We start from the raw sequence: 20,433 nt of genomic DNA on the forward strand, positions 1-20,433 counted from the left end.
AGGCCTGCCCGCCACACCGCCGGAGTCGGCCGCACGGCAGCACCGGCCCGACAGTTCGGCGGCATCGATGACCGGCACGATTCTCGACACAGGTCGTCGTACTCGCGCCGCGATCCGCGCCTGGTTACGCACCGACCCACGCCGCGCGATGCCGGCCGTGACCGCGCTGGCGCTGGTGCTCGCGCAGATCACGTACCCGTTGAGCGCGGGGGTGGCGCGCGACCGGATCACCGTCGCGGTCGTGGTGCTGTCCGCCTCGACCGCCCTGCTGCACGCGGCGACCACTCGTGGATTGCGGTGGGCCGCCGGGTTCTTCGTCGTCGTGTCCGGGCTGGGGCTCACCGCCGAAATCGTCGGCACCGCGACCGGATTCCCGTTCGGCAGCTACGCCTATGCCGTCGATCGGCTCGGGCCCGCGTTCGCCGATGTCCCGTTGGCGGTGCCGTTGGCGTGGACCGGCGGGCTGTACCCGATCTGGATCGTCGCGGGCATGCTCGTGTCTCGCGAGCGCCCCTCGAGCGCCTCGATCACGCGGCGCCCGGGTCGGTCCGGATCCGTGCGTGCGCGGGCACACAGCGCGTCGGACGCTCGACTGCTCAGCGGGTCGAATGCCGGGCGCGTGGGGCTGTTCGTCCTCGGCGCGGTCGGCTGGGATCTGTTCCTCGATCCGCAGATGGTGGCCGACGGCCAATGGACCTGGGCGGTCATCGACGCGGGCCTGCCCGGCATCCCCGAGATCCCGTACACCAACTACCTGGGCTGGGCGCTCGTCGCCATGGTCATGGCGGTGATTCTCACCCTGCTCGATCATTTCCTGCCGCCGCCGCGCGACCCGTCGGTGGCGGTCCCGGTCGCGGTGTTCGGGTGGACCTGGCTCGGCTCGGCTCTCGCGCACGCGGTGTTCCTCGGCCTTCCCGCGTCGGCGATCTGGGGATTCCTCGGTCTCGGTGTGCTCGGAATCCCGTTGTTTCTGCGTGCGCGGGCCGCGCGACGCGTGTTCTGAGCGGGCAGGCCCCGCCGCGACACACCCCGATGCGGGGCGAAAATGCCTGATCGGCGCGGGTGGGTGGTGAGCGCTGGGCCCGTCGTGTGGGCTCTCGGGCCTGAGCCTGGCACGATGTCAACCGTGCAGCCGAGTCCCGTCGCCGACATGCCCGCTCCTTCGCCGCGTCGTTCCGTGCCCGCGCGGCGCGTCGCGGCCGTTGCCGTCCTGCTGGCATTGCTCGTGCCCGCGCTCGCCGGGTGCCTGCGTGTGCAGGTGTCGATGGGGGTGTCGTCGAACGATCGCGTGTCGGGGCGGATCGTCGCCGCGGTGGTGCCGACGGGGCCTGAAGACAAGGGGCCGCAGCTGAAGGCGCCGGAGCAGCTGGCGGCGAAGGTGCGGGTGGAGAACTACAACCAGGACGGGTACATGGGTACCCAGGTGTTCTTCGACGATCTGTCCTTCGGCGAGGTCGGCCAGCTCGGTGGCCTGTCGGATCAGACCCAGGGCATGTTCACGCTCGAATTCCAGCGCAGCGGCGATCTGGTGAGTCTCACCGGGCGGGTCGACCTGGAATCGGTGCCGCCGCACGGCTCGGACGTGCAGTTCTCCGTGGCGTTCCCGGCCCGCGTCGCCAAGACCAACGGCACCCGGGAGACCACCGACAGTGAGAACACGGTGTCGTGGAAGCTGCCCGCGGGCGAGGTGTCGACCCTGCGTGCCGAGGTGAAGTACGCCGACCCCAACACCCGCTCGTTCGCGGGCTGGGCGGGCATCGTCGGCGGCATCACCCTCGCGGTGGCCGCGCTGATCGCGGGCCTGGCGTTCCGCGACCGCAACCCCGGCCCGCCGAACGCACCGCGTGGCGGTTTCTCCCCCTCGGAGATGTGGCGCGAAATCTCCAGTCGCAGACTGGGCCGCTGACATGAGCGCGGCTGCCCGCTACCTGACCTGGGCGGGCACCGGTCTGGCCGCGCTCGGCGCGGCCACCGCCGCCTACAACCTGGTCACCTTGCGCACCCTGCCGCGCGGGGTCGCGGGCGTGATCGAACCGGTCACGGTGTGCGTCCCCGCCCGCGACGAGTCGCAGCGCCTGCCCGCGCTGATCGCCGACCTTCGCGCGCAGGTCGGCGTCCCCCGCCTGAGCGTGTTGATTCTCGACGACGCGTCCACCGACGGCACCTACGAAGCCGCACTCGACGCGATCGCCGACGACGAGCGCTTCACCGTCCTGCGCTCGGCCGCCCACCCCGCCCCCGGGTGGACCGGCAAAGCCGCCGCGTGCGCGCGCCTGGCCGCCCGCACCGACGCGGCCGCCCTGGTCTTCATCGACGCGGACGTCCGCCTGGCCCCCCATGCGATCGCCGCGGCGGTGACCGAATTGCGCAGGCGCGGAGCAGGTCTGGTCTCGGCCTGGCCGAGGCAGGACGCCGGTTCGACCGCCGAGCGCCTCATCCAGCCCCTGCTGGCCTGGTCGTGGGCCTCGACCCTGCCCGTCGGGCCCGCCAATCACAGCCTGCGCCCGTCCACCACCGTAGCGTGCGGCCAGTTCCTCGCCGTCGACGCCGCGGCCTACCGCGCCGGCGGCGGCCACGCGGCCGTAGCAGCCAGCGCCACCGAGGACCTGGACCTGGCCCGCGCCATCCGCCGAGCAGGCCATCGCACCGCCCTGGTGACCGCGGGCCCCGCCGCGAGCACCCGAATGTATACCGGCACCACCGAACTCACCGACGGCTACACCCGCTGGCTGTGGTCGGCCTACGGCGGCCGCCGTGCCACCGGCGCAGCCATCGGAATCCTCGCCGCCCTCGCCTATTGGATCCCCCCACTGGCCGCGATCTTCGGCCGCACCCGAACCCGCCGAGCAGGCCTACTCGGCTACCTGGCCGCCGTCACAAGCCGTCTGACCGCCCGCACCATCGAAACCCGCCGCCCTCCAACGGCCATCGACCTCACCTCAGCCCTGGCCCACCCCCTCTCGGTAGCCCACTACCTCGTTCTCTGGACCTGCTCCCACCACCGCCACCGCACCGGCCGCCTCCGCTGGAAACAGCGACCTTTGGTGACGCCCGGCGACGCCGTTACCCGCCTGGCATGACCACCGCCTCCGTCGCCACTCCGGCGGTCGACGACTGTTCGATGTCCAGATCCAGATCTGCCCAGGCGATTTCGACCTTGACCAGGTCGATTGCGGTGACAGGGTCCTGACCACGTAGCCCGATTCGCTCGGTGACCCACCTGCCGTCCGAAGTGAGACGCAGTTGCTCGATGGAGGACACCGGTCCGTCGTCGTCGACCGTGCGGACGATCCAGTACTGGGCGATGCCGAGCCTGACGCCGACCCGCGAGTTTCAGGCGACCTCGGTAATGCCGATGGTGGGAAAGAAGAAGCAAGACCTGCCCGCATTGTCGGTGGTGCCGAAGACGGCGGCCAGGACGGTACCGCGGCCGGTGTCTACGGGGACAGCGCGAACGCCGCCGACAGGGATGGCGGCGAAGAGGAAGTCCCGGATGGCGGTTTCGGCGAGGGGACGCAGTTCGGCGGGAACCTCGGGCGGGACCATGGCGCGAACGATGTCGGCGATCGAGCCCATCGAAGCCATGCCGCCGCGACCGGTGCTGATATTGAGCCAGGCCACCTGCATACCGGAGGTTTTCGTCGCGGCGGTGTCGGGGGCGAGCCCGTAGGGCAGGAAGGTGAACAGGGTCTGGCCGGACTTCACGGCCGACAGGTCGATGCCCGGGATCGGGAGGGTGTTCGCCGGCCACGGCCCAGGGACCGCGCCCGCGACAGCCGGCACGAGACCCGCGCCGTCACCGGTGCAGTTCGCGGCGACCGTGGGGTACAGGAACGGCTGGATACCCAGGGATTTCAGCGTCTCGACGACGGTTTGGTAGGCGCCGAGCAGATCACCCGGGCCCGCCGATGGCCGAACAGCCGGCGCATCCCGGGTGACAGCGGGCGTCACCGGTGCGGCCGGTTCGGCGGCTGCCAGTGGCGCGGCCAGCAGTAGCGCGGCGGCGCAGGCCGTCAGCGAGGTCAGTGTGGCGGAACGACGTGCAACGATCACGGCGAAACTCCTCATCGACGCAGAGAAGGCCGACGCTACCGCGTGCGGTGGGTGAATCCGGACAGGTGAAGTCACCAGCCGTTCGGCGCGTCGCAATCTCGCAGCGAACCCGCCGCCGCGGTCCGGTGTCCGCCCCCTTCTCGGCACCGGACCCAACGACGCGTCCGCAGGATCCCTACGCCCGGACGCGTTCGCCCAGACCCCTGCGCACGCGCCCGCGCGCGAATCACCTACCGCGCCGAACCGGGGCAATTATGCCGGTGCCCACGATCGGTTCCAACCTCTGCGCTCACGTTGATTTCTATCGTTGCGCGCACTAGTGCATATGCCACATGCTGATTCAGCTCGGGCCACGACGGCCGGGCACAACCATCCAGAGCGACCGAGAGACCTGGCTCTACGACGTCGCAGCAACCCGCCCGTTTCGGGGTGTGGGTGCTTCTGCCGGGTTCGATGGAGGAGATTTTCGTGCTGTCCACCTGTCCGGCCTGAGCGCCGCCAGATCGCGAACCCGTTGCTGGCCGGGTGGAGGTCACTGTGCCTCGTTCCACTGTTTTCCGAAGGATTCCCATGACCGCGTCTGCCGTATCCGGCGCCGAGACCGCGCCCGCACCGCCCGGCGACGCTCTCCCCGCCGACAAGGCGCCCGTCGACGACCTGCCCCGGATCGCCGGGTCGTGGCACCCGTGGCGCTGGGTCGTCGCGGCGATCGCCCTACTGCTGGTGGCCCAGTTCGCGCACGGCCTGATCACCAATCCGGGTTGGGACTGGGGCACTTTCGCCCAGTACTTCACCGCGAAGTCGGTGCTGGCCGCACTCCGGGTGACCATCGAGCTCACCCTGTGGGGCACCGCCCTCGGTTTCGCGATCGGCACGCTGCTGGCGATCGGGCGGGTGTCGAACAATCCCGTGCTGCGGGTGATCGCCTGGACCTATATCTGGGCTTTCCGTTCGATCCCGCTGATCGTGCAGCTGCTGTTCTGGTTCAACATCGCCTATCTGTATCCCCGCCTGTCCGTGGGCATTCCGTTCGGCCCCGGCTTCTACGAGTTCGATGTCAATGGTGTGATCAGCGGTTTCACCGCGGCGGTGATCGGACTGGCCCTGCATCAGGCGGCGTATTCGGCCGAACTGATCCGGGCGGGTCTGCTCGCCGTCGACGACGGTCAGCTCGAAGCGGCGGCGGCGCTGGGGATTCCACGCTGGCGCCAGTTCCGCACGATCGTGTTGCCGCAGGCGATGCGCTCGATTCTGCCGAACGCGGCCAATGAGGTGATCAGCCTGTTCAAGGGCACCTCGATCGTGTCGGTGATGGCGATCGCCGAGCTGTTCTACCAGGTGCAGGTGATCTTCGGCCGCAACGGCCGGGTGGTGCCGCTGCTGATGGTGGCGACCGTCTGGTACATCGTGCTCACCACGGCGCTGTCGATCCTGCAGTACTACATCGAACGGCACTACGCCAAAGGCGCGCAGCGTGAGCTGCCGCCGACACCGTGGCAGCGGGTCCGCGCCAAGGTCACCGAGATCGCCGCCGGTGCGGCCGCACCCCGAGGAGCAACCCGATGACCGCAGCGGTGCTCGCGCGCGGAATCCGCAAGTCCTACAGCGGCACCGAGGTACTGCGTGGCGTGGATCTGGCCGTACGCGCCGGTGAGGTGGTCGCGCTGATCGGGCCGTCCGGCTCCGGCAAGTCCACGCTGCTGCGGGTGCTCAACCATCTGGAAGCGCAGGACGCGGGCACCGTGCACATCGACGGTGAGCTGATCGGCTACGGCCAACGCGGCAATACCCTGCGTTCGCTGCCCGACCACGCGGTGCGCGCCCAGCGCAGCCGCATCGGCTTCGTGTTCCAGCAGTTCAATCTGTTCCCGCATCTCACGGTGCTCGACAACGTGGTGCTCGCCCCGGTCTCGGCGCAGCGCCGTCCGCGCGGCGAGGTGATCGCCGAGGCGACACAGCTTTTGGAACGGGTGGGCCTGGCCGATTTCGTCGACGCCTACCCCCGGCGTCTGTCCGGTGGTCAGCAGCAGCGCGTGGCCATCGCACGGGCCCTGGCCTTGAAACCACGGCTGATCCTGTTCGACGAACCCACCTCCGCACTCGACCCGGAGCTGGTCGGCGAGGTCCTCGCGGTGATCCGCGATCTCGCGCACAGCGGCACCGCGCTGGTGATCGTCACCCACGAGATCGGTTTCGCCCGCGAGGTCGCCGACACGGTCGTGTTCCTCGACGAGGGCGTGATCGTCGAGCAGGGCGAGGCCGCCAGCGTTCTCGATCACCCCGAACACCCGCGTACGCAGGCGTTCCTGTCCCGCGTCCGCTGAACATCCCTTCCCACGAACAGGTTTCGACACTGATGAAGCTCTCCACTCTGATCGGCATCGTCGCGGCGGCCACGCTGCTGACGGCAGGCTGCACCGCCGAGCCCGAGGCCGCCGACACCGTGCAGGCCGGTGCGATCACCTACGACCTGTCTCCCGCCCAGGAGGGCAGGGTGCGCGCCGCCAAGGTCGACGCGATCGCCGCCGAGGTGCCCAAGGCCATCCGCGACCGCGGCACGCTGGTGGTGACCGGTCCCGCCGGTTCCGTGCCGCCGCTGCGGTTCTACGCCACCGACGACCGGACGGTCATCGGCTCCGAGGTCGACTTCGCCACCCTGGTGGCCGACATCCTGGGCCTGAAACTCGACATCCAGGTGGCCGACTGGTCGCAGAACTTCGTGCGGGTGGATTCCGGTGAGGTGGACGCGTTCATCTCGAACGTGACCGTCACCGAGGAGCGCAAGGAGAAGTACGACTTCGCCACCTACCGCACCGACACCGTCGCCCTCGAGGTCCCGAAGGACAGCACGCTGACCTACACCGACCGCAAGAGCCTGGCGGGCAAGCGGATCGGGATCGGCGCGGGCACCAATCAGGAACAGCTGCTGGTGAGCTGGAACGAGAAGAACGTCGCCGAGGGCCTGCCCCCGGTCGACATCGCCTACTACCAGCAGAGCACCGACTACTACCTCGCGCTGGCCTCCAAGCGCATCGACGGCTACATCGGCCCGAACCCCGCGGCCGTCTATCACTCCGCCACCAGCGACGGCAAGATCATCGCCACCTTCTCCGGCGCGGGTGAGCAGCTGCAGGGCGAGATCGCGGCGCTCACCAAGAAGGACAACGGCCTGATCGGCCCGATCCACAAGGCGCTGCAGCACGCGATCGCCGACGGCAGCTACCAGAAGATCCTCGATCGCTGGGGCCTGGATTCGGAGAAGGTCACCGAGTCGCGGATCAACCCGCCCGGTCTGCCGAAGAAGCCCGCCGCATGAAGTTCCTACTGATGACGCTGATCACGCGGGTGCCCGATCCGGTCACCGGCGTGGTCCCGACGACGCGCGATCGCCTGCACGAGGTGGTCGAACAGGCCAGGCGCGCCGAGGAACTCGGCTACGACGGGTTCGCGGTCGGTGAGCGGCACGAGGATCCGTTCCTGTCGGCCGCTCCCCCGGTGGTGTTGAGCCACATCGCGGCCCTCACCTCGCGGATCAGCCTGTTCACCGCGGTCACCACCTTGAGCCTGCTCGATCCGGTGCGCGCGTTCGAGGACTATTCCACCCTCGACAACCTGTCCGAGGGCCGGCTCGAGCTGATCATCGGCAAGGGCAACGGCGCGGCGCAGGCGCAGCTCTATCACGTCACCACCGAGGATCAGTGGGAGCGCAATCGGGAAGGGTACGAGCTGTTCCGGACGCTGTGGGACAGCGAGGAAGTGACGTGGTCGGGACAGTTCCGACCCTCGCTCGCCGCCGCCAAGGCGTTGCCCCGGCCGCTGCAGCCGCGGGTGCGGATCTGGCACGGGAGTGCGACGAGCCTGGAGTCGGTGGAACTGGCCGCGCGCCACGGTGATCCGGTGTTCTCGGCGAACGTCACCAATCCGATCGAGCCGTACGCCGCGCTGATCCGCCACTATCGCGAGCGGTGGGCGCACTACGGTCACGACCCAGCCGATGCGCTGGTCGGCGCGGGCACCGCGGGCTTCCATGTGGCGCGGACCTCGCAGGAGGCCGTCGCGGTGTTCCGCCCGCTGTTCGAGGCGCGGACCTCGCTGCAGCGCAAGGTCGGCAATCCGGTCGTGTTCGAGACCGTCGAAGACTTCGTCACCCGCTCGTCGGCGCTGGTCGGCAGCCCGGAGCAGGTGATCGACAAGGTCGGCCGCTATCACGAACAGTTCGGGCACGAGGTGATCCACCTGTCCGCCGAACGTGACGGCCGCACCGAATCCGAGTACCTGGGCAGTCTCGAACTGTTCCAGGCCGAGGTGGCGCCCGAGCTGCGCCGCCGCATTCCGAGTCGTCCCCTGGCCGCTGGCCGCCAATTCTCTGGAGTTGTTTCGTGATCCGTCCTCGTCATCGCATCGCCGCCGCCGTCGGCGCACTGGCCGCCGTCACCACGGTGGTCGCCTGTGGCAGCGACACCGCAGGCTCCGGTGCTCAAGCCGGTCCGCCGCAGCCGGGCGGCACGTTGCGCTACGGGCTGTCCGGCGCTCCGACCTGCTCGGATCCGGCGCAGTCGGGCACCAACCAGACCATCTATGTGGCCCGCCAGATCGTCGACTCGCTGACCGATCAGGACCCGAAGACCGGCGCGATCACCCCGTGGCTGGCCAAGAGCTGGGAGGTCAGTCCCGACGCCAAGGTGTTCACCTTCAAGTTGGCCGATGGGGTCACTTTCAGTGACGGCACCGCGCTCACCGCCGATTCGGTGCGCGATACGTTCGACGCGATCGTGAAGCTCGGTGCCGCGAAGGCGCAGTTGGGCGCCAGCTATCTGACCGGCTACGTCGGCACGACGGCGGTCGACAAGCTCACGGCCCGTGTCGAATTCAGTGCGCCGAACGCCCAGTTCCTGCAGGCGTCCTCGACCACGCAGCTCGGCATCCTGGCGCAGTCGACCAATGTCAAACCGGCCGAAGCCCGGTGCGCGGGTGACAACATCGGCAGCGGGCCGTTCACATACGCCTCCTACAAGCAGGACACCTCGGTGACGCTGGCCAAACGCGCCGGATACAACTGGGGCTCCGCTGTATTCGGCCACCAGGGCGAGGCGTATCTGGACCGGATCGAGTTCACCGTCGTTCCCGAATCGGGTGTGCGCACCGGCAGCCTGGCATCGGGCCAGCTCGACGCCGTCAGCGACGCGCTGCCCCAGGACGCTCCGCAGATCGAGGCCGTCGGCGGGCGGATCCTGTCGACATCCAACCCCGGCACTCCGTTCGGTTTTCAGGTCAACGTGACTCGCGGCCCACTGCGTGATCCGGCCGTCCGGCAGGCGCTGCTCCCCGCGATCGACCGCAAGCAGCTCGTCGAGACCGTGCTCGGTCCCCAGTTCAAGCCTGCGACCTCGAGCTTGGCATCGGCGACCCCGGCGTACCTGGATCAGTCGGCGCGGCTGGCCTATGAACCGGCCAAGGCGAAGTCGATCCTCGATCAGGCAGGCTGGGTCCTCGGCGCGGACGGTGTCCGAGCGAAGAACGGTGAGCGACTGAGTTTCGCGGTGACGTTCAGCCAGGTATTCGCGGGCAATCAGGCGATTCTCGAGCTGGTGCAGCAGCAACTGCGCCAGGTCGGGGTGGACCTGAAGCTCGATCTCGTGTCCACCCCGGAGGCCATCACCCGCCAGAACACGCACGATATCGACGCCGGTTACGGCAACACCACCCGCGCCGACGGCGACATCCTGCGCACGTCGTTCGGACTCGCCGGGCGCAACATCACCGCGCGTGGCCCGATCCCCCAGCTCGACGAGACCCTCGACAAGCAGCTCGCCACCAGTGATCCGGCCGCCCGTGCGGAACTGATCGGATCCGCGCAGCGGCAGGTGCTCGACAACGGTCTGTTGATCCCGACGGTCGAGTTGTCGCAGGCAGTCGGCGCGGCCGCGCACACCCAGGATCTGAAGTTCGAGGCTTCGGCACGACTGCAGTTCTTCGACACCTGGTTGAGCGGGCACTGAGATGAGCGAGGTGGTCGGGAGTCCGCGGCGCGACGGCGCGGGTAGCGAGATCCGGCGCGCGGACGGCCGGGCGGACTTCGCACGCTACGTGGGTTCTCGTTTGCTACAGGCGATCTGGGTGTTGTGGGCGGCATTCACGATCTCCTTCGTGGTGCTGTACCTGCTGCCCGCGGATCCGGTCTCGATGGCGGCCGACAGCGCGGGCACCGGTGCGCCGGTGGACCAGGCGGCGATCGCCGAGTTGCAGGCTCGCTACGGGCTGGACAAGCCGCTGTGGGACCAGTACGTGACCGCACTCGGCAATGCCGTCACCGGTGATCTGGGGCGCTCCATCAACACCGGCCAGCCCGTGACCGAAGCCCTCGGCGACGTTCTACCGGCCACGCTCGGACTGGCTTCTCTCGCACTGCTTTTCGCGATCGTCGGCGGGACGATCCTCGCGTTCGCCGCCACCTACACACGGCGGCCGTGGCTTCGCAATACCTTGAGTGCGCTACCGCCGCTGGGCGTTTCGGTGCCGACCTTCTGGACCGGTCTGCTCCTGTTGCAGCTGTTCTCCTTCCGGCTGCACTGGTTCCCCGCCTTCGGCGGGACCGGGCTGCGCGGGACGCTACTGCCCGCGCTGACGCTGGCGCTACCGATCGGGGCGGTGCTGGCCCAGGTTCTCGCTGCCGGGCTGGAGCAGACCTGGCGTCAGCCGTTCACCGATGTGGCGCTGGCCAAGGGCGCGTCGCGCTGGTGGGTGCAGCGTCGCCATATCGCCCGGTTGGCCAGCGTGCCCGCGTTCACCATCGCGGGGGTGCTGGTCGGCACGATGCTGGCCGGGTCGGTGGTGGTGGAGTCGGTGTTCGCCCGGGCGGGCGTCGGCCGGCTCACCCAGACCTCCGTGCTCAACCAGGACATCCCCGTGGTCCAGGGCGTGGTGCTGCTCTCGGCGCTGATCTTCGTCGGCGTGAATCTGGCGGTCGACCTGCTCTATCCGCTGCTCGATCCGCGCATCACCGGGACACGTCGCGCTCGTGGCGTGCCGGTCGCGGGCACCCCCGCCGACGCCGTGTCCGTCGCTGGGAAATCCGGCGAATCGGATGGCTCGAACACCGACACCGAACGGAGTGAACGTGGTTGACATCCTCGTGCGCCGACCGGCGCCGACCGCACGGCCCGAATCGGTGACCGATCACGGCGTCGCGCGCGTGCACCGAGTGGCCCGAACTGCCCGATGGGCCCGCGCACACCTGGGTCTGGTGGTGTCGGGCGTGGTGCTGGCCGTCGCGGTCGGCTGGGCGGTGGCGCCCTCGGTGTTCGCCTCCGGCGATCCGCTGATCGGCGTGCCCGCGGACAAGTTCCAGGCCCCCAGCGCGGCGCACTGGTTCGGCACCGACAATCTCGGACGCGACCTGTACACGCGGATGGTGCACGGTGCGGGGCTCTCGCTCACCGCCACGCTCACCGCGGTCGGGATCGCGTTGGTGGTCGGGTCGGTACTCGGGCTGCTGTCGGGCGCCGCGGGCGGCATCGTCGACACCGCGATCATGCGGGTCGTCGATGTGCTGCTGTCCATCCCGTCGCTGCTGCTCGCGCTGGCCCTGGTCACCGCGCTCGGCTTCGGCACCCGCAATGTGGCTGTCGCCGTGGGCGTCTCGCTGATCGCGAACTTCGCCAGGGTGATGCGCTCGGAGGTGCTGCGGGTGCGGCACGCGCCGTATGTCGAGGCCGCGCACGCGTCCGGCGTGCGCTGGTACGCGGTGCTCGTTCGGCACGTGCTGCCCAATGCGTTCCAGCCGGTGCTGGCCTTGGCCGCGGTCGAGTTCGGCATGGCGGTGCTGGCCGTGTCCTCGCTGAGCTTCCTCGGCTACGGCACCAAACCGCCCACCCCCGAATGGGGTTCGCTGATCTCGGAGGGCCGCAACTTCCTCGCCTCCGCCTGGTGGCTGACGACGCTGCCGGGCCTGGTCATCATCGCCGTGGTGTTGTCGGCTCAGCGTGTGGGTCGATTCGTGGGAAGGACCGAAACACGATGAGCGACAAGACGAACGGAACGCACCCGACACGGAGTTCGGCCGCGCCGGACCAGCCGTTGCTGCAGGTGGAAGATCTGCACATCGAATATCGGACCGGCGCGGGGTCGGTGTCCGCGCTGCGCGGCGTGTCGATCGAGGTGGCGCGCGGAGAGGTCGTCGCCCTCGTCGGCGAGTCGGGGTCGGGCAAATCGACATTGGCGCACGCGGTGATCGGGCTGCTCGGGGATTCGGCTGGAATCGTGGCGGGCAAGGTCGAGTTCGCCGGTGAGCGGATCGATCCGGACGACGAGAAGGCCCTGCGGCGGCTGCGCGGGGCGCGGGTGGGATTCGTGCCGCAGGATCCGGGTCTGTCGCTCAATCCGGTGTTGCGGGTGGGCGATCAGGTGGCCGAGGCGCTGCTGGTGCATCGGCTGGCCGACCGGCGCGGGGCGGCGCTCCAGGCCCTCGACCTGTTGGAAGAGGTCGGGCTGGATCGCCCGCAGTTGCGGGCGCGGCAGTATCCGCACGAGCTGTCCGGCGGGCAGCGTCAGCGCGTGCTGATCGCGATCGCGCTGGCGTGCGGGCCGGAACTGATCATCGCGGACGAGCCGACGAGCGCCCTCGACGCGACGGTGGCGCGGCAGGTGCTGGATCGGCTGGCCGAGCGGATCGCGGCCCGCGGGACGGCCGTCCTGTTGATCACCCACGACCTGGCCGTTGCCGCGGAACGGGCCGATCGACTGGTGGTGCTCGAGCAGGGCAAGGTCGTCGAATCCGGCACTACCGCACAGGTTCTGCACCACCCGGCACAGCCGTACACGCAGCGCCTGCTCGCCGCGTCCCCCGCGCTGTCGCCCACCGAATTCCGGCCCCTGCGACCCCGAGCGGAAAAACCGTTGCTGTCGGTTCACGCCCTGCACAAGCGCTTCCACGCGGGAGCGGGCTCCATCATCGCCGTCGACGATGTGCAGTTCAGTCTCGATCGCGGGGAAACGCTCGCGCTGGTCGGCGAATCCGGTTCGGGCAAGTCGACGACGGCGCGCATCGCTCTGCGACTCACCGACGCCGACAGCGGGACGGTCACCTTCGACGGCCACGACCTCACCAGTGCCCGCCGAAACCGCCTGCGCACGCTGCGCCGACGGTTCCAGGTGGTGTACCAGAACCCGTACTCCTCGCTGGATCCGCGCTGGGAGGTCGCCGACATCATCGCCGAACCCCTGCGCGCCTATGGGATCGGCGACCGGACGAAACGAGTCGCCGAGCTGCTCGAACAGGTCGCGCTACCGGCGGATTTCACGAAACGCAGGCCCGCGGAACTGTCGGGCGGGCAACGACAGCGCGTGGCGATCGCCCGCGCGCTGGCCCTGCACCCCGACCTGCTGGTGCTCGACGAACCGGTCTCCGCGCTCGACGCCTCGGTGCAGGCGCAGATCCTCGACCTGCTCGACACCCTCCAGCGCGAACTCGCCCTCGGCTACCTGTTCATCTCCCACGACCTGGCCGTGGTGCGCCGGATCAGCGACCGGGTCGCGGTGATGCGCCACGGTCGCGTCGTCGAAACCGGGCCCACCGCAACTCTGTTCACCGATCCGCGGCACCCGTACACGAGGGAGCTGCTCGCGGCGATTCCCGCGCCGGGCACCCGGATCGATCCCCTCGACGGAAAGGACCTCACCCGATGAGCCAGCCCAGACTGTTCCTCGGCATCGAAACGGTAGGCACCGGAACGCATCCCGCGTCCTGGCGGCGCACCGATTCCGGCGCCGAAGACCTGTTCACCGCCGGCTACTGGACCGCCGTGATCTCCTCGGCCGAGCAGCTCGGGTTCGACGCCGTCTTCCTGCCCGACGCGTTCGGCATCCAGTCCGGTGGCGCGGCCGTGACCCGCGGCAGGCTCGACGCCGTCGCGATCGCCGCCCGCACCGCCCCGCTGACCAGCCGAATCGGCTTGATCCCGCAGGTACCGGTCACCCACACCGAACCGTTCCACGCGTCCAAGGCCGTGACCGCGCTCGACTTCGCGAGCCTGGGCCGCGCGGGGTGGGAGGTGACCGTGTCCACCACCGAGGTCGAGGCGAAGGCCTTCGGGCGCAAGCAGGTGCAAGATCCGAAGTCGCTGTGGCACGAGGCCGACGAGGCGATCGAGGTGGTGACCCGGTTGTGGGACAGCTGGGAGGACGGCGCCGAGATCCGCGACGTACCCACCGGCCGGTTCATCGACCGTGACCGCCTGCACTACATCGACTTCGCCGGCGACAACTTCTCGGTCAAGGGCCCGTCGATCACCCCGCGCTCGCCGCAGGGCCAACCCGTCATCACGGTCCGCGCCGACACCCCCGAGTCGACCGAGGTCGCCGTCCGCCGAGCCGACATCATCCGCGTCAGCGCCTCCGATCTCGCGACCGCCGCCGCGCATCGCGCGGCCTTGCGCGCGGCGATCGCCGTGCAGGGCCGCGATCCCGGCACCGTGCAGATCCTGCTGGATCTGCCTGTGCACCTGGCGGATTCGGCAGACACCGCACTCGCCGAGGTGCGCGAGCTCGATCGCTGGGCGGCAGACCACCCGCCGCTCGGATTCCACCACGTCGGTACCGCCGCCGCGCTCGACGATCTCCTCACGGAGATCACGAACGCCGACGCCGTCGACGGCGTGGTCCTGCGACCGCTGGCCCTGCACGCCTCGCTGGCCGAGCTCACCACCCATCGATCCGCGCTCGCGCCGACCACCACCACCGCGACCCTGCGTGAGCGCCTCGGTCTCCCCCGTCCACTCAGCCGATACGCCACGACAGGAGCAGCGCGGTGACCTCGAAACCACGCAAGCAAGTCCACCTCGCCGCGCACTTCCCCGGCGTCAACAACACCACCGTCTGGGCCGATCCGGCCTCGAAATCGCAGGTCGATTTCGTGTCCTTCGAGCATCTGGCGCGCACCGCCGAACGCGGCCTGTTCGACTTCTTCTTCCTGGCCGAGGGATTGCGGCTGCGCGAGCATCGCGGGCAGATCCACGACCTGGATGTGGTCGGCAGGCCGGATACCTTCACCGTGCTCAACGCGGTGGCGGCGGTGACCGAGCGGCTCGGGCTGGCGGGCACCATCAACAGCACCTACAACGAACCCTTCGAGGTCGCCAAGCAGTTCGCCTCGCTCGATCACCTCTCCGGCGGCCGGGCCGCGTGGAATGTGGTCACGTCCTCGGACGCGTTCACCGGCGAGAACTTCCGGCGCGGTGGTTACCTCGAACACGGTGAGCGATATCGGCGGGCCGAACAGGTGGTCGCCGCGACCAGGGCACTGTGGGACAGCTGGCCCACCGACTCGCTGGTGATCGATCGCGAGCGGGGGATCTTCGCCCGCGACATTCCCGACACCGCGTTCCGCAGTTCACAGTTCGACTTCGCGGCACCGTTCGTCGTCCCGCCGAGCCCGCAGGGGCATCCGGTGCTGTTGCAGGCGGGCGATTCCGACGAAGGCCGCGAGTTCGGCGCGAAGACCGCCGACGCGATCTTCACCGGGCACGGCACCCTGGAGGCGGGCCAGAAGTTCTACGCCGACGTCAAGGGCCGGCTGGCGAAATACGGTCGCGCACACGGCGATCTGCTGGTGCTGCCCGCGGCCACGTTCGTCCTCGGCGACACCACCGACGAGGCGCACGAACGGGCCCGCGACATCCGCTACCAGCAGGTGAGCCCGCAGACCGCGATCGCCTTCCTCGAACAGGTCTGGGGCCGTGACCTTTCCGGTTACGACCCCGACGGCCCGCTGCCCGATGTCGAGCCCGACGCCGCCGCGGAGATCACCCGCGGCCGGGTCCGGCACACGAAAGATCCACTGGCCGTGGCGAAGGCGTGGCGTGAACAGGCGGAGGCGGGCGACCTCAGCATCCGCGAACTCATCATCGAGGTCACCGCCCGCCAGCAGTTCATCGGCACACCCGCCCAGGTCGCCGAGCAGATCGACCAGTACGTGCAGTCCGACGCGTCCGACGGTTTCATCCTCGTCCCGCACCTGACACCCGGCGGGCTCGACGAATTCGTCGACACCGTGGTCCCCGAACTGCAGGAACGCGGCAGCTTCCGCACTGAATACACCGGCACTACCTTGCGCGACCATCTCGGTCTGCGTCACCCCCACCACCACACCGTCGCCGAAGGAGCACGCGCGTCATGACGATCACCGTCGAGAACCCGACCCCCACCACGACATTCGCCGACGACTGGGCGCGCTGGCATCACGCCCGCGAAGACGGCCTGCGCGATCCCCTCGGCTGGCTCAGTCTGGCGGGGTTGCACTGGCTCACCGACAGCCCGGCCCGCCTGGACGGCGTCCCCGGCACCTGGTGGGTCACCGACGACAAGGTGTTCATCACCGCGCAGCCCGCCGACCGGCTCGATGTCGACGGCGAACGGATCGGCGGCGTGCAGATCGTGACGCCCGTGGAGGGCGCCCCGGGGGTGAGCGTGCTCAACGAGGAGAGGGTCCTCGAGGTGATCCGGCGCTCCGGACAGTACGCGGTGCGGGTGCACGATCCGGCCACGCCGACACTGACCGCGTTCACCGGGGTCGCGGCCTACCCGGCCGACCCGCGCTGGGTGGTGACCGGGCGTTTCACCGCGTTCGGGCAAGCACGCACCGTTACCACCGGCGCCGTGGTCGACGGGCTCGAGCACCACCACAGCGCCGCGGGAATCATCGAGTTCCGCATCGGCGACAGCCACGAGGCGCTGCTCGCCTTCGGCACCCCCGACGACCTGAAGGTGCTGTTCACCGACGCCACCAGCGGCGTCACCACCTACCCGGCCGCCCGCTCGCTCGCCCTCGGCGCAGTCGAGGCCGACGGCACCGTCACCCTCGACTTCAACCGGGCGGTGAACCTGCCGTGCGCGTTCACCGACTTCGCCACCTGCCCTGTCGCCCCCCGTGAGAACCGGCTGCGCGTGGCGATCGAAGCGGGAGAACAGGATCCGAAGCTATGAGCGTGCCGCTGTCGATTCTCGATCTGTCACCGATCAGCGAAGGGTCCAGTGCCGCACAGGCACTGCGCAATACCGTCGACCTCGCCCGGCAGGCCGAGCAGTGGGGGTATCGCCGATACTGGCTGGCCGAACACCATTTCGTGTCGGTGGCGAGTTCGTCGTCGCTGACGCTGCTCGGGTTGGTCGCCGCGGCGACCTCGCGTATCCGGGTGGGGACCGGCGCGGTGCAGGTGGGCCATCACACCTCCGCCTCGATCGTGGAGGCCTTCGGCACCGTCGACGCGCTGTACCCGGGACGACTCGATCTGGGTCTGGGCCGGTCGGGGCATCGGCGCAGCCAGTTCGGCGCCGCGGCCACGACCACCAAGGGCGGGCACCCGATAGTGGACACGGTCACCGGCCGGACCGAGGTGCGTGACGGTGTGGTGGTGCCGCCACCGTTCGATCCACGCCGGGTCACCGACCGCACGAAGTTCCTGGCCTCGGCCGAGGCGCTGCAGCAGCCCGGCGCGGAGTCGTTGGACTTCGCCGACCAGGTGGCCGAGGTGCAGGCGCTCCTCGACGGCCGCTACTTCACCCCGGGTGGTGTCGAGCTGCACGCCGTTCCCGGCGAGGGCATCGACACCGAGCTGTGGCTGTTCGGCAGTTCGGCGGGCGAAAGCGCCGAGCTGGCGGGCAAGTCGGGATTGCCGTTCGCGGCCGCCTACCACGTCGCACCGGGGTCCGCGCTGGACGCGGTCGAGGCGTATCGGGCGGCGTTCCGGCCGTCGGCGCAGCTGGCCGAACCGCACGTGATCGTCTCGGCGGACGTGGTCACCGCGGCCGACGACGACACCGCCCGCCGCCTCGCGAGCACGTACGGACATTGGGTGCACAGCATCCGCAGCGGCGGCGCGGCCGAATACCCCGATCCCGCAACAGCGTCCCCGCTCACTCCGGATCAACTCCGCCTCGTCGACGACCGCCTGGCTTCGCAGATCGTCGGCTCGCCCACCACCGTGGTCGAGCGGCTCGAGGCCCTCCAAAGGGTTACCGGCGCAGACGAATTGCTCATCACCACCATCACCCACGACCACGCCGACCGGCTCGAATCACACCGCCTGCTGGCCGACGCGTGGGGATTGCGAGCCGCCCGCGCGGCTTGACCGGCCTACCTCCCTCGGGCGCCCCGCAACGTCGACTCGACTACGGGGCGCCCTTCGGCTGTCCGGGGTCCATCGCCGTGCGCAACCGCTCGAGCAACCGCTCGAACTGCGCGAGCTGGGCAGGCTCGTATTCGGCGAGGATCGCGTCCTGCTCGGCGTTGATCGGGTGGAAGAACTCGTCGGCCAGCTGTCGAGCGTTCGCGCTGCACCGCAACGTCACGACCCGGCGATCGGTGTGCTCGCGGCTGCGGGTGATGTATCCCGCCTGCTCCAGCCGGTTGAGCAGGGTGGTCATCGCCCCCGAGGTCAGGGTGATCCGCTTGCTCAGCAGCGCGGGAGACAGCGGTTCTTCGGCGTGTTCGGCGGCCGCGATCTCCATCAGCGCGAAGGCGTCGGTGGAGTGCACGCCGAGCGTTTCCGCGAATCGGCGGCCCAGTTCGGTGAAGCTCGCGCCGTAGTCGATGAGCCCCGCGGCGAGCCGCTGCCGCCGCATCGCGACATCGCCGGATGTCTGCTCCACCATCTCGTCCTCTCGTCGACCACCGATTGACAACTTACCGGCCCGCCATTTACCTTCATCGTAAAGTAACTTTATGACGGAGGAATAGTGCGGACAGAAACCGAGACCCCACCGCTGCGCTTGTGGCTGGGGCTGATCGCCGTCTCGCTCGGCGTCGCGTTGATCGTGGTCGACCTGACGATCGTGAACGTAATCCTCGCGCCGATCGTCGAGGACCTGGCGATCACCTCGATTCAGGCGCAATGGATCCAGGAGTCGTACGCGATCATTTTCGCCGCGCTCCTCCTGGTCGCCGGTCGACTCAGCGATCTCTACGGCGCACGCAGGCTGTTCCTGATCGGGTTGGTCGTCTTCGGCGCCACCAGCCTGCTCGCCGCGCTCGCGCCCAGTGGCGGCCTGCTCATCGCGGCCCGCTTCCTGCAGGGCATCGGCGGGGCGATGATCCTGCCGACCTCACTCGCCCTGGTGAACGCGGCATTCACCGGAAAGGCTCGCGGACAGGCCTTCGCGATCTGGGGATCCACGATCGGCGCGGCCGCGGCGCTCGGCCCGCTGCTCGGCGGCTGGCTCGCCGGCTTCTCCTGGCGGTGGGCTTTCGGCATCAACATCCCCGCGGTCGCGCTGATCATGGTGGCCGTGCTGGTCTACCTCCCCGCCGCACCGAAGAACGCCGGTCGCGTCGATTGGCTCGGGGCGGCCCAGTCCGCACTCGGCCTCGGCCTGCTCGCCTTCGCCATGATCGAGGGTCGGCATTATGGCTGGCTGTTCGTGACCGAGCCGCTGAGCATCGGCGGGTTCGCTTGGCGCAGCGGGCCTTCACCGGTTCTCGTCGCGTTCACAGGCGCCACACTCGCCCTCGGGCTCTTCTGGCGCAGGCAGGCGCGACTCGGACGCACCGAAGGGGAACCGCTGGTCGACGTGCGGCTGTTCTCGATCGATTCGTTCCGCAGGGGCAATGTGGTGACACTGATCGTCGGCGTCGGCGAGTTCGGCATCATCGCAGTCCTGCCGCTGTGGATGCAATTCGCCCTCGACTACACCGCGCTGCAGGCCGGGCTCGCCCTGATGCCACTCGCGATCGGCAGTTTCGTCGCCAGCGGCGCGAGTTTCTCGTTGACAGCCTCGGTCTCGGCCTTGGGCCAGGTCAGGATCGGCTTGCTGCTGGAAGCGGCCGGACTGGCGCTGCTCGGATTATTCGCCGCGGCGGACAGCAGCTGGTGGTCGATCGCGCTCGCACTGTTCGTCTACGGCATCGGCGTCGGCTTCGCGACCGCCCAGGTCACCAATATCGTGCTCGCCGACGTGCCGGGCGAGAGCGCGGGACAGGGCTCGGGAATTCAAAGCGCGGCACGCGAACTCGGCTCAGCATTGGGCATCGCCGTCATCACCACCATCTACTTCAGTACCGTCGGCACCGGCCTGCGCGACCGCCTGACCGACGCGGGCCTGCCCGAACCCGAAGTGCGGCAACTGGAGTCGACCGTCACCGACAGCGCCGGTTCGGTGATCGGAGCGTTCGCCGAAAACCCGAACACGCTGCCCATCGCGGAAGCGGCGCGCGCGGCCATGGCCGCGGGCATCGAGGTGGCGAGCTACCTGTGCGCCGGCCTGCTCGTGCTCGCCTTGGCCACTACGGCATTCGTCAAACCCGAACGACACGAGTAGCACCGGTCCATCGGGGGCTCGGACTCGTTCCGCGGCCCCCACGCTGCCCGGTCGTCAAGCCCGCATCAATCA

Annotated in this window: 19 protein-coding genes and 1 riboswitch; of the genes, 16 read left to right on the forward strand and 3 right to left on the reverse strand. The window is 69.4% G+C overall.

Annotated elements, in window-relative coordinates; genetic code table 11:
* Positions 1 to 67 precede the first annotated feature (67 nt).
* From ACFVVI_RS29160 to ACFVVI_RS29170, 3 genes are all read left to right on the forward strand, one after another.
* Positions 68 to 1,003, forward strand: a complete 936-nt coding sequence (locus ACFVVI_RS29160) for a carotenoid biosynthesis protein (RefSeq protein WP_387447615.1) — start codon at positions 68 to 70, stop codon at positions 1,001 to 1,003.
* 147 nt (positions 1,004 to 1,150) lie between these two features.
* On the forward strand, positions 1,151 to 1,906 hold the full coding sequence (locus tag ACFVVI_RS29165; RefSeq protein ID WP_378992682.1) for an LppM family (lipo)protein: 756 nt from the start codon (positions 1,151 to 1,153) through the stop codon (positions 1,904 to 1,906).
* A gap of 1 nt (position 1,907) precedes the next feature.
* Positions 1,908 to 3,080: a glycosyltransferase family 2 protein gene (locus ACFVVI_RS29170; protein ID WP_387447616.1), complete on the forward strand. Its 1,173-nt coding sequence runs from the start codon at positions 1,908 to 1,910 to the stop codon at positions 3,078 to 3,080.
* Here ACFVVI_RS29170 and ACFVVI_RS29175 read toward each other — a convergent pair.
* Both ACFVVI_RS29175 and ACFVVI_RS29180 read right to left on the reverse strand, forming a co-directional pair.
* Positions 3,064 to 3,261 (reverse strand): hypothetical protein, encoded by a 198-nt coding sequence (locus tag ACFVVI_RS29175; RefSeq protein ID WP_387447617.1) that lies wholly within the window; start codon positions 3,259 to 3,261, stop codon positions 3,064 to 3,066. The two genes, ACFVVI_RS29170 and ACFVVI_RS29175, sit on opposite strands and share 17 nt — an antisense overlap.
* A 72-nt stretch (positions 3,262 to 3,333) precedes the next feature.
* Positions 3,334 to 4,053, reverse strand: a complete 720-nt coding sequence (locus ACFVVI_RS29180; protein WP_387447618.1) for a hypothetical protein — start codon at positions 4,051 to 4,053, stop codon at positions 3,334 to 3,336.
* A gap of 366 nt (positions 4,054 to 4,419) precedes the next feature.
* Positions 4,420 to 4,513, forward strand: a riboswitch (SAM riboswitch).
* A 110-nt stretch (positions 4,514 to 4,623) separates the two neighbouring features.
* Between ACFVVI_RS29180 and ACFVVI_RS29185 the strand changes: the two genes are divergently transcribed.
* The 12 genes from ACFVVI_RS29185 to ACFVVI_RS29240 are packed head-to-tail and all read left to right on the forward strand — an operon-like array spanning position 4,624 to position 18,176.
* Positions 4,624 to 5,619 carry an amino acid ABC transporter permease gene (locus tag ACFVVI_RS29185; protein WP_387447619.1) on the forward strand — a complete coding sequence of 332 codons (996 nt, stop codon included), beginning with the start codon at positions 4,624 to 4,626 and terminating at the stop codon, positions 5,617 to 5,619.
* Positions 5,616 to 6,377, forward strand: coding sequence for an amino acid ABC transporter ATP-binding protein (locus tag ACFVVI_RS29190; RefSeq protein WP_387447620.1), 762 nt, complete (start codon positions 5,616 to 5,618; stop codon positions 6,375 to 6,377). The genes ACFVVI_RS29185 and ACFVVI_RS29190 overlap by 4 nt, the downstream gene beginning before the upstream one ends.
* 32 nt (positions 6,378 to 6,409) lie before the next feature.
* Positions 6,410 to 7,369, forward strand: a complete 960-nt coding sequence (locus ACFVVI_RS29195; RefSeq protein ID WP_387447621.1) for an ABC transporter substrate-binding protein — start codon at positions 6,410 to 6,412, stop codon at positions 7,367 to 7,369.
* Positions 7,366 to 8,436 carry an LLM class flavin-dependent oxidoreductase gene (locus ACFVVI_RS29200; RefSeq protein ID WP_379312189.1) on the forward strand — a complete coding sequence of 357 codons (1,071 nt, stop codon included), beginning with the start codon at positions 7,366 to 7,368 and terminating at the stop codon, positions 8,434 to 8,436. The genes ACFVVI_RS29195 and ACFVVI_RS29200 overlap by 4 nt, the downstream gene beginning before the upstream one ends.
* Positions 8,433 to 10,052 carry an ABC transporter substrate-binding protein gene (locus ACFVVI_RS29205; protein ID WP_387447622.1) on the forward strand — a complete coding sequence of 540 codons (1,620 nt, stop codon included), beginning with the start codon at positions 8,433 to 8,435 and terminating at the stop codon, positions 10,050 to 10,052. Before ACFVVI_RS29200 ends, ACFVVI_RS29205 begins: the two co-directional genes overlap by 4 nt.
* A gap of 1 nt (position 10,053) precedes the next feature.
* Positions 10,054 to 11,178, forward strand: coding sequence for an ABC transporter permease (locus tag ACFVVI_RS29210; protein ID WP_378992568.1), 1,125 nt, complete (start codon positions 10,054 to 10,056; stop codon positions 11,176 to 11,178).
* The gene (locus ACFVVI_RS29215; RefSeq protein WP_378992566.1) at positions 11,138 to 12,073 is read left to right on the forward strand and encodes an ABC transporter permease; all 936 of its coding nucleotides are present in this window, start codon (positions 11,138 to 11,140) and stop codon (positions 12,071 to 12,073) included. The genes ACFVVI_RS29210 and ACFVVI_RS29215 overlap by 41 nt, the downstream gene beginning before the upstream one ends.
* Positions 12,070 to 13,737, forward strand: a complete 1,668-nt coding sequence (locus ACFVVI_RS29220) for a dipeptide ABC transporter ATP-binding protein (protein ID WP_387447623.1) — start codon at positions 12,070 to 12,072, stop codon at positions 13,735 to 13,737. Before ACFVVI_RS29215 ends, ACFVVI_RS29220 begins: the two co-directional genes overlap by 4 nt.
* The gene (locus tag ACFVVI_RS29225; RefSeq protein WP_387447624.1) at positions 13,734 to 14,861 is read left to right on the forward strand and encodes an LLM class flavin-dependent oxidoreductase; all 1,128 of its coding nucleotides are present in this window, start codon (positions 13,734 to 13,736) and stop codon (positions 14,859 to 14,861) included. Before ACFVVI_RS29220 ends, ACFVVI_RS29225 begins: the two co-directional genes overlap by 4 nt.
* A complete protein-coding gene (locus tag ACFVVI_RS29230) occupies positions 14,858 to 16,225 on the forward strand; it encodes an NtaA/DmoA family FMN-dependent monooxygenase (RefSeq protein WP_378660444.1) in 1,368 nt (455 codons plus the stop codon). Before ACFVVI_RS29225 ends, ACFVVI_RS29230 begins: the two co-directional genes overlap by 4 nt.
* Complete coding sequence (locus ACFVVI_RS29235; protein WP_387447625.1) at positions 16,222 to 17,031, forward strand: DUF1684 domain-containing protein; 810 nt, start codon at positions 16,222 to 16,224, stop codon at positions 17,029 to 17,031. The genes ACFVVI_RS29230 and ACFVVI_RS29235 overlap by 4 nt, the downstream gene beginning before the upstream one ends.
* Positions 17,028 to 18,176 carry an LLM class flavin-dependent oxidoreductase gene (locus ACFVVI_RS29240; protein ID WP_387447626.1) on the forward strand — a complete coding sequence of 383 codons (1,149 nt, stop codon included), beginning with the start codon at positions 17,028 to 17,030 and terminating at the stop codon, positions 18,174 to 18,176. The genes ACFVVI_RS29235 and ACFVVI_RS29240 overlap by 4 nt, the downstream gene beginning before the upstream one ends.
* A gap of 40 nt (positions 18,177 to 18,216) precedes the next feature.
* On the opposite strand, the gene ACFVVI_RS29245 is transcribed toward ACFVVI_RS29240, so the two are convergent.
* Positions 18,217 to 18,696, reverse strand: coding sequence for a MarR family winged helix-turn-helix transcriptional regulator (locus ACFVVI_RS29245; RefSeq protein ID WP_387447627.1), 480 nt, complete (start codon positions 18,694 to 18,696; stop codon positions 18,217 to 18,219).
* 87 nt (positions 18,697 to 18,783) lie between these two features.
* On the opposite strand from ACFVVI_RS29245, the gene ACFVVI_RS29250 reads away from it, so the two are divergent.
* The gene (locus tag ACFVVI_RS29250) at positions 18,784 to 20,361 is read left to right on the forward strand and encodes a DHA2 family efflux MFS transporter permease subunit (protein WP_387447628.1); all 1,578 of its coding nucleotides are present in this window, start codon (positions 18,784 to 18,786) and stop codon (positions 20,359 to 20,361) included.
* The last annotated feature ends 72 nt before the right edge of the window (positions 20,362 to 20,433 follow it).

It is taken from the genome of Nocardia sp. NPDC058114 (assembly GCF_042884695.1).
Taxonomy (GTDB): Bacteria; Actinomycetota; Actinomycetes; order Mycobacteriales; family Mycobacteriaceae; genus Nocardia.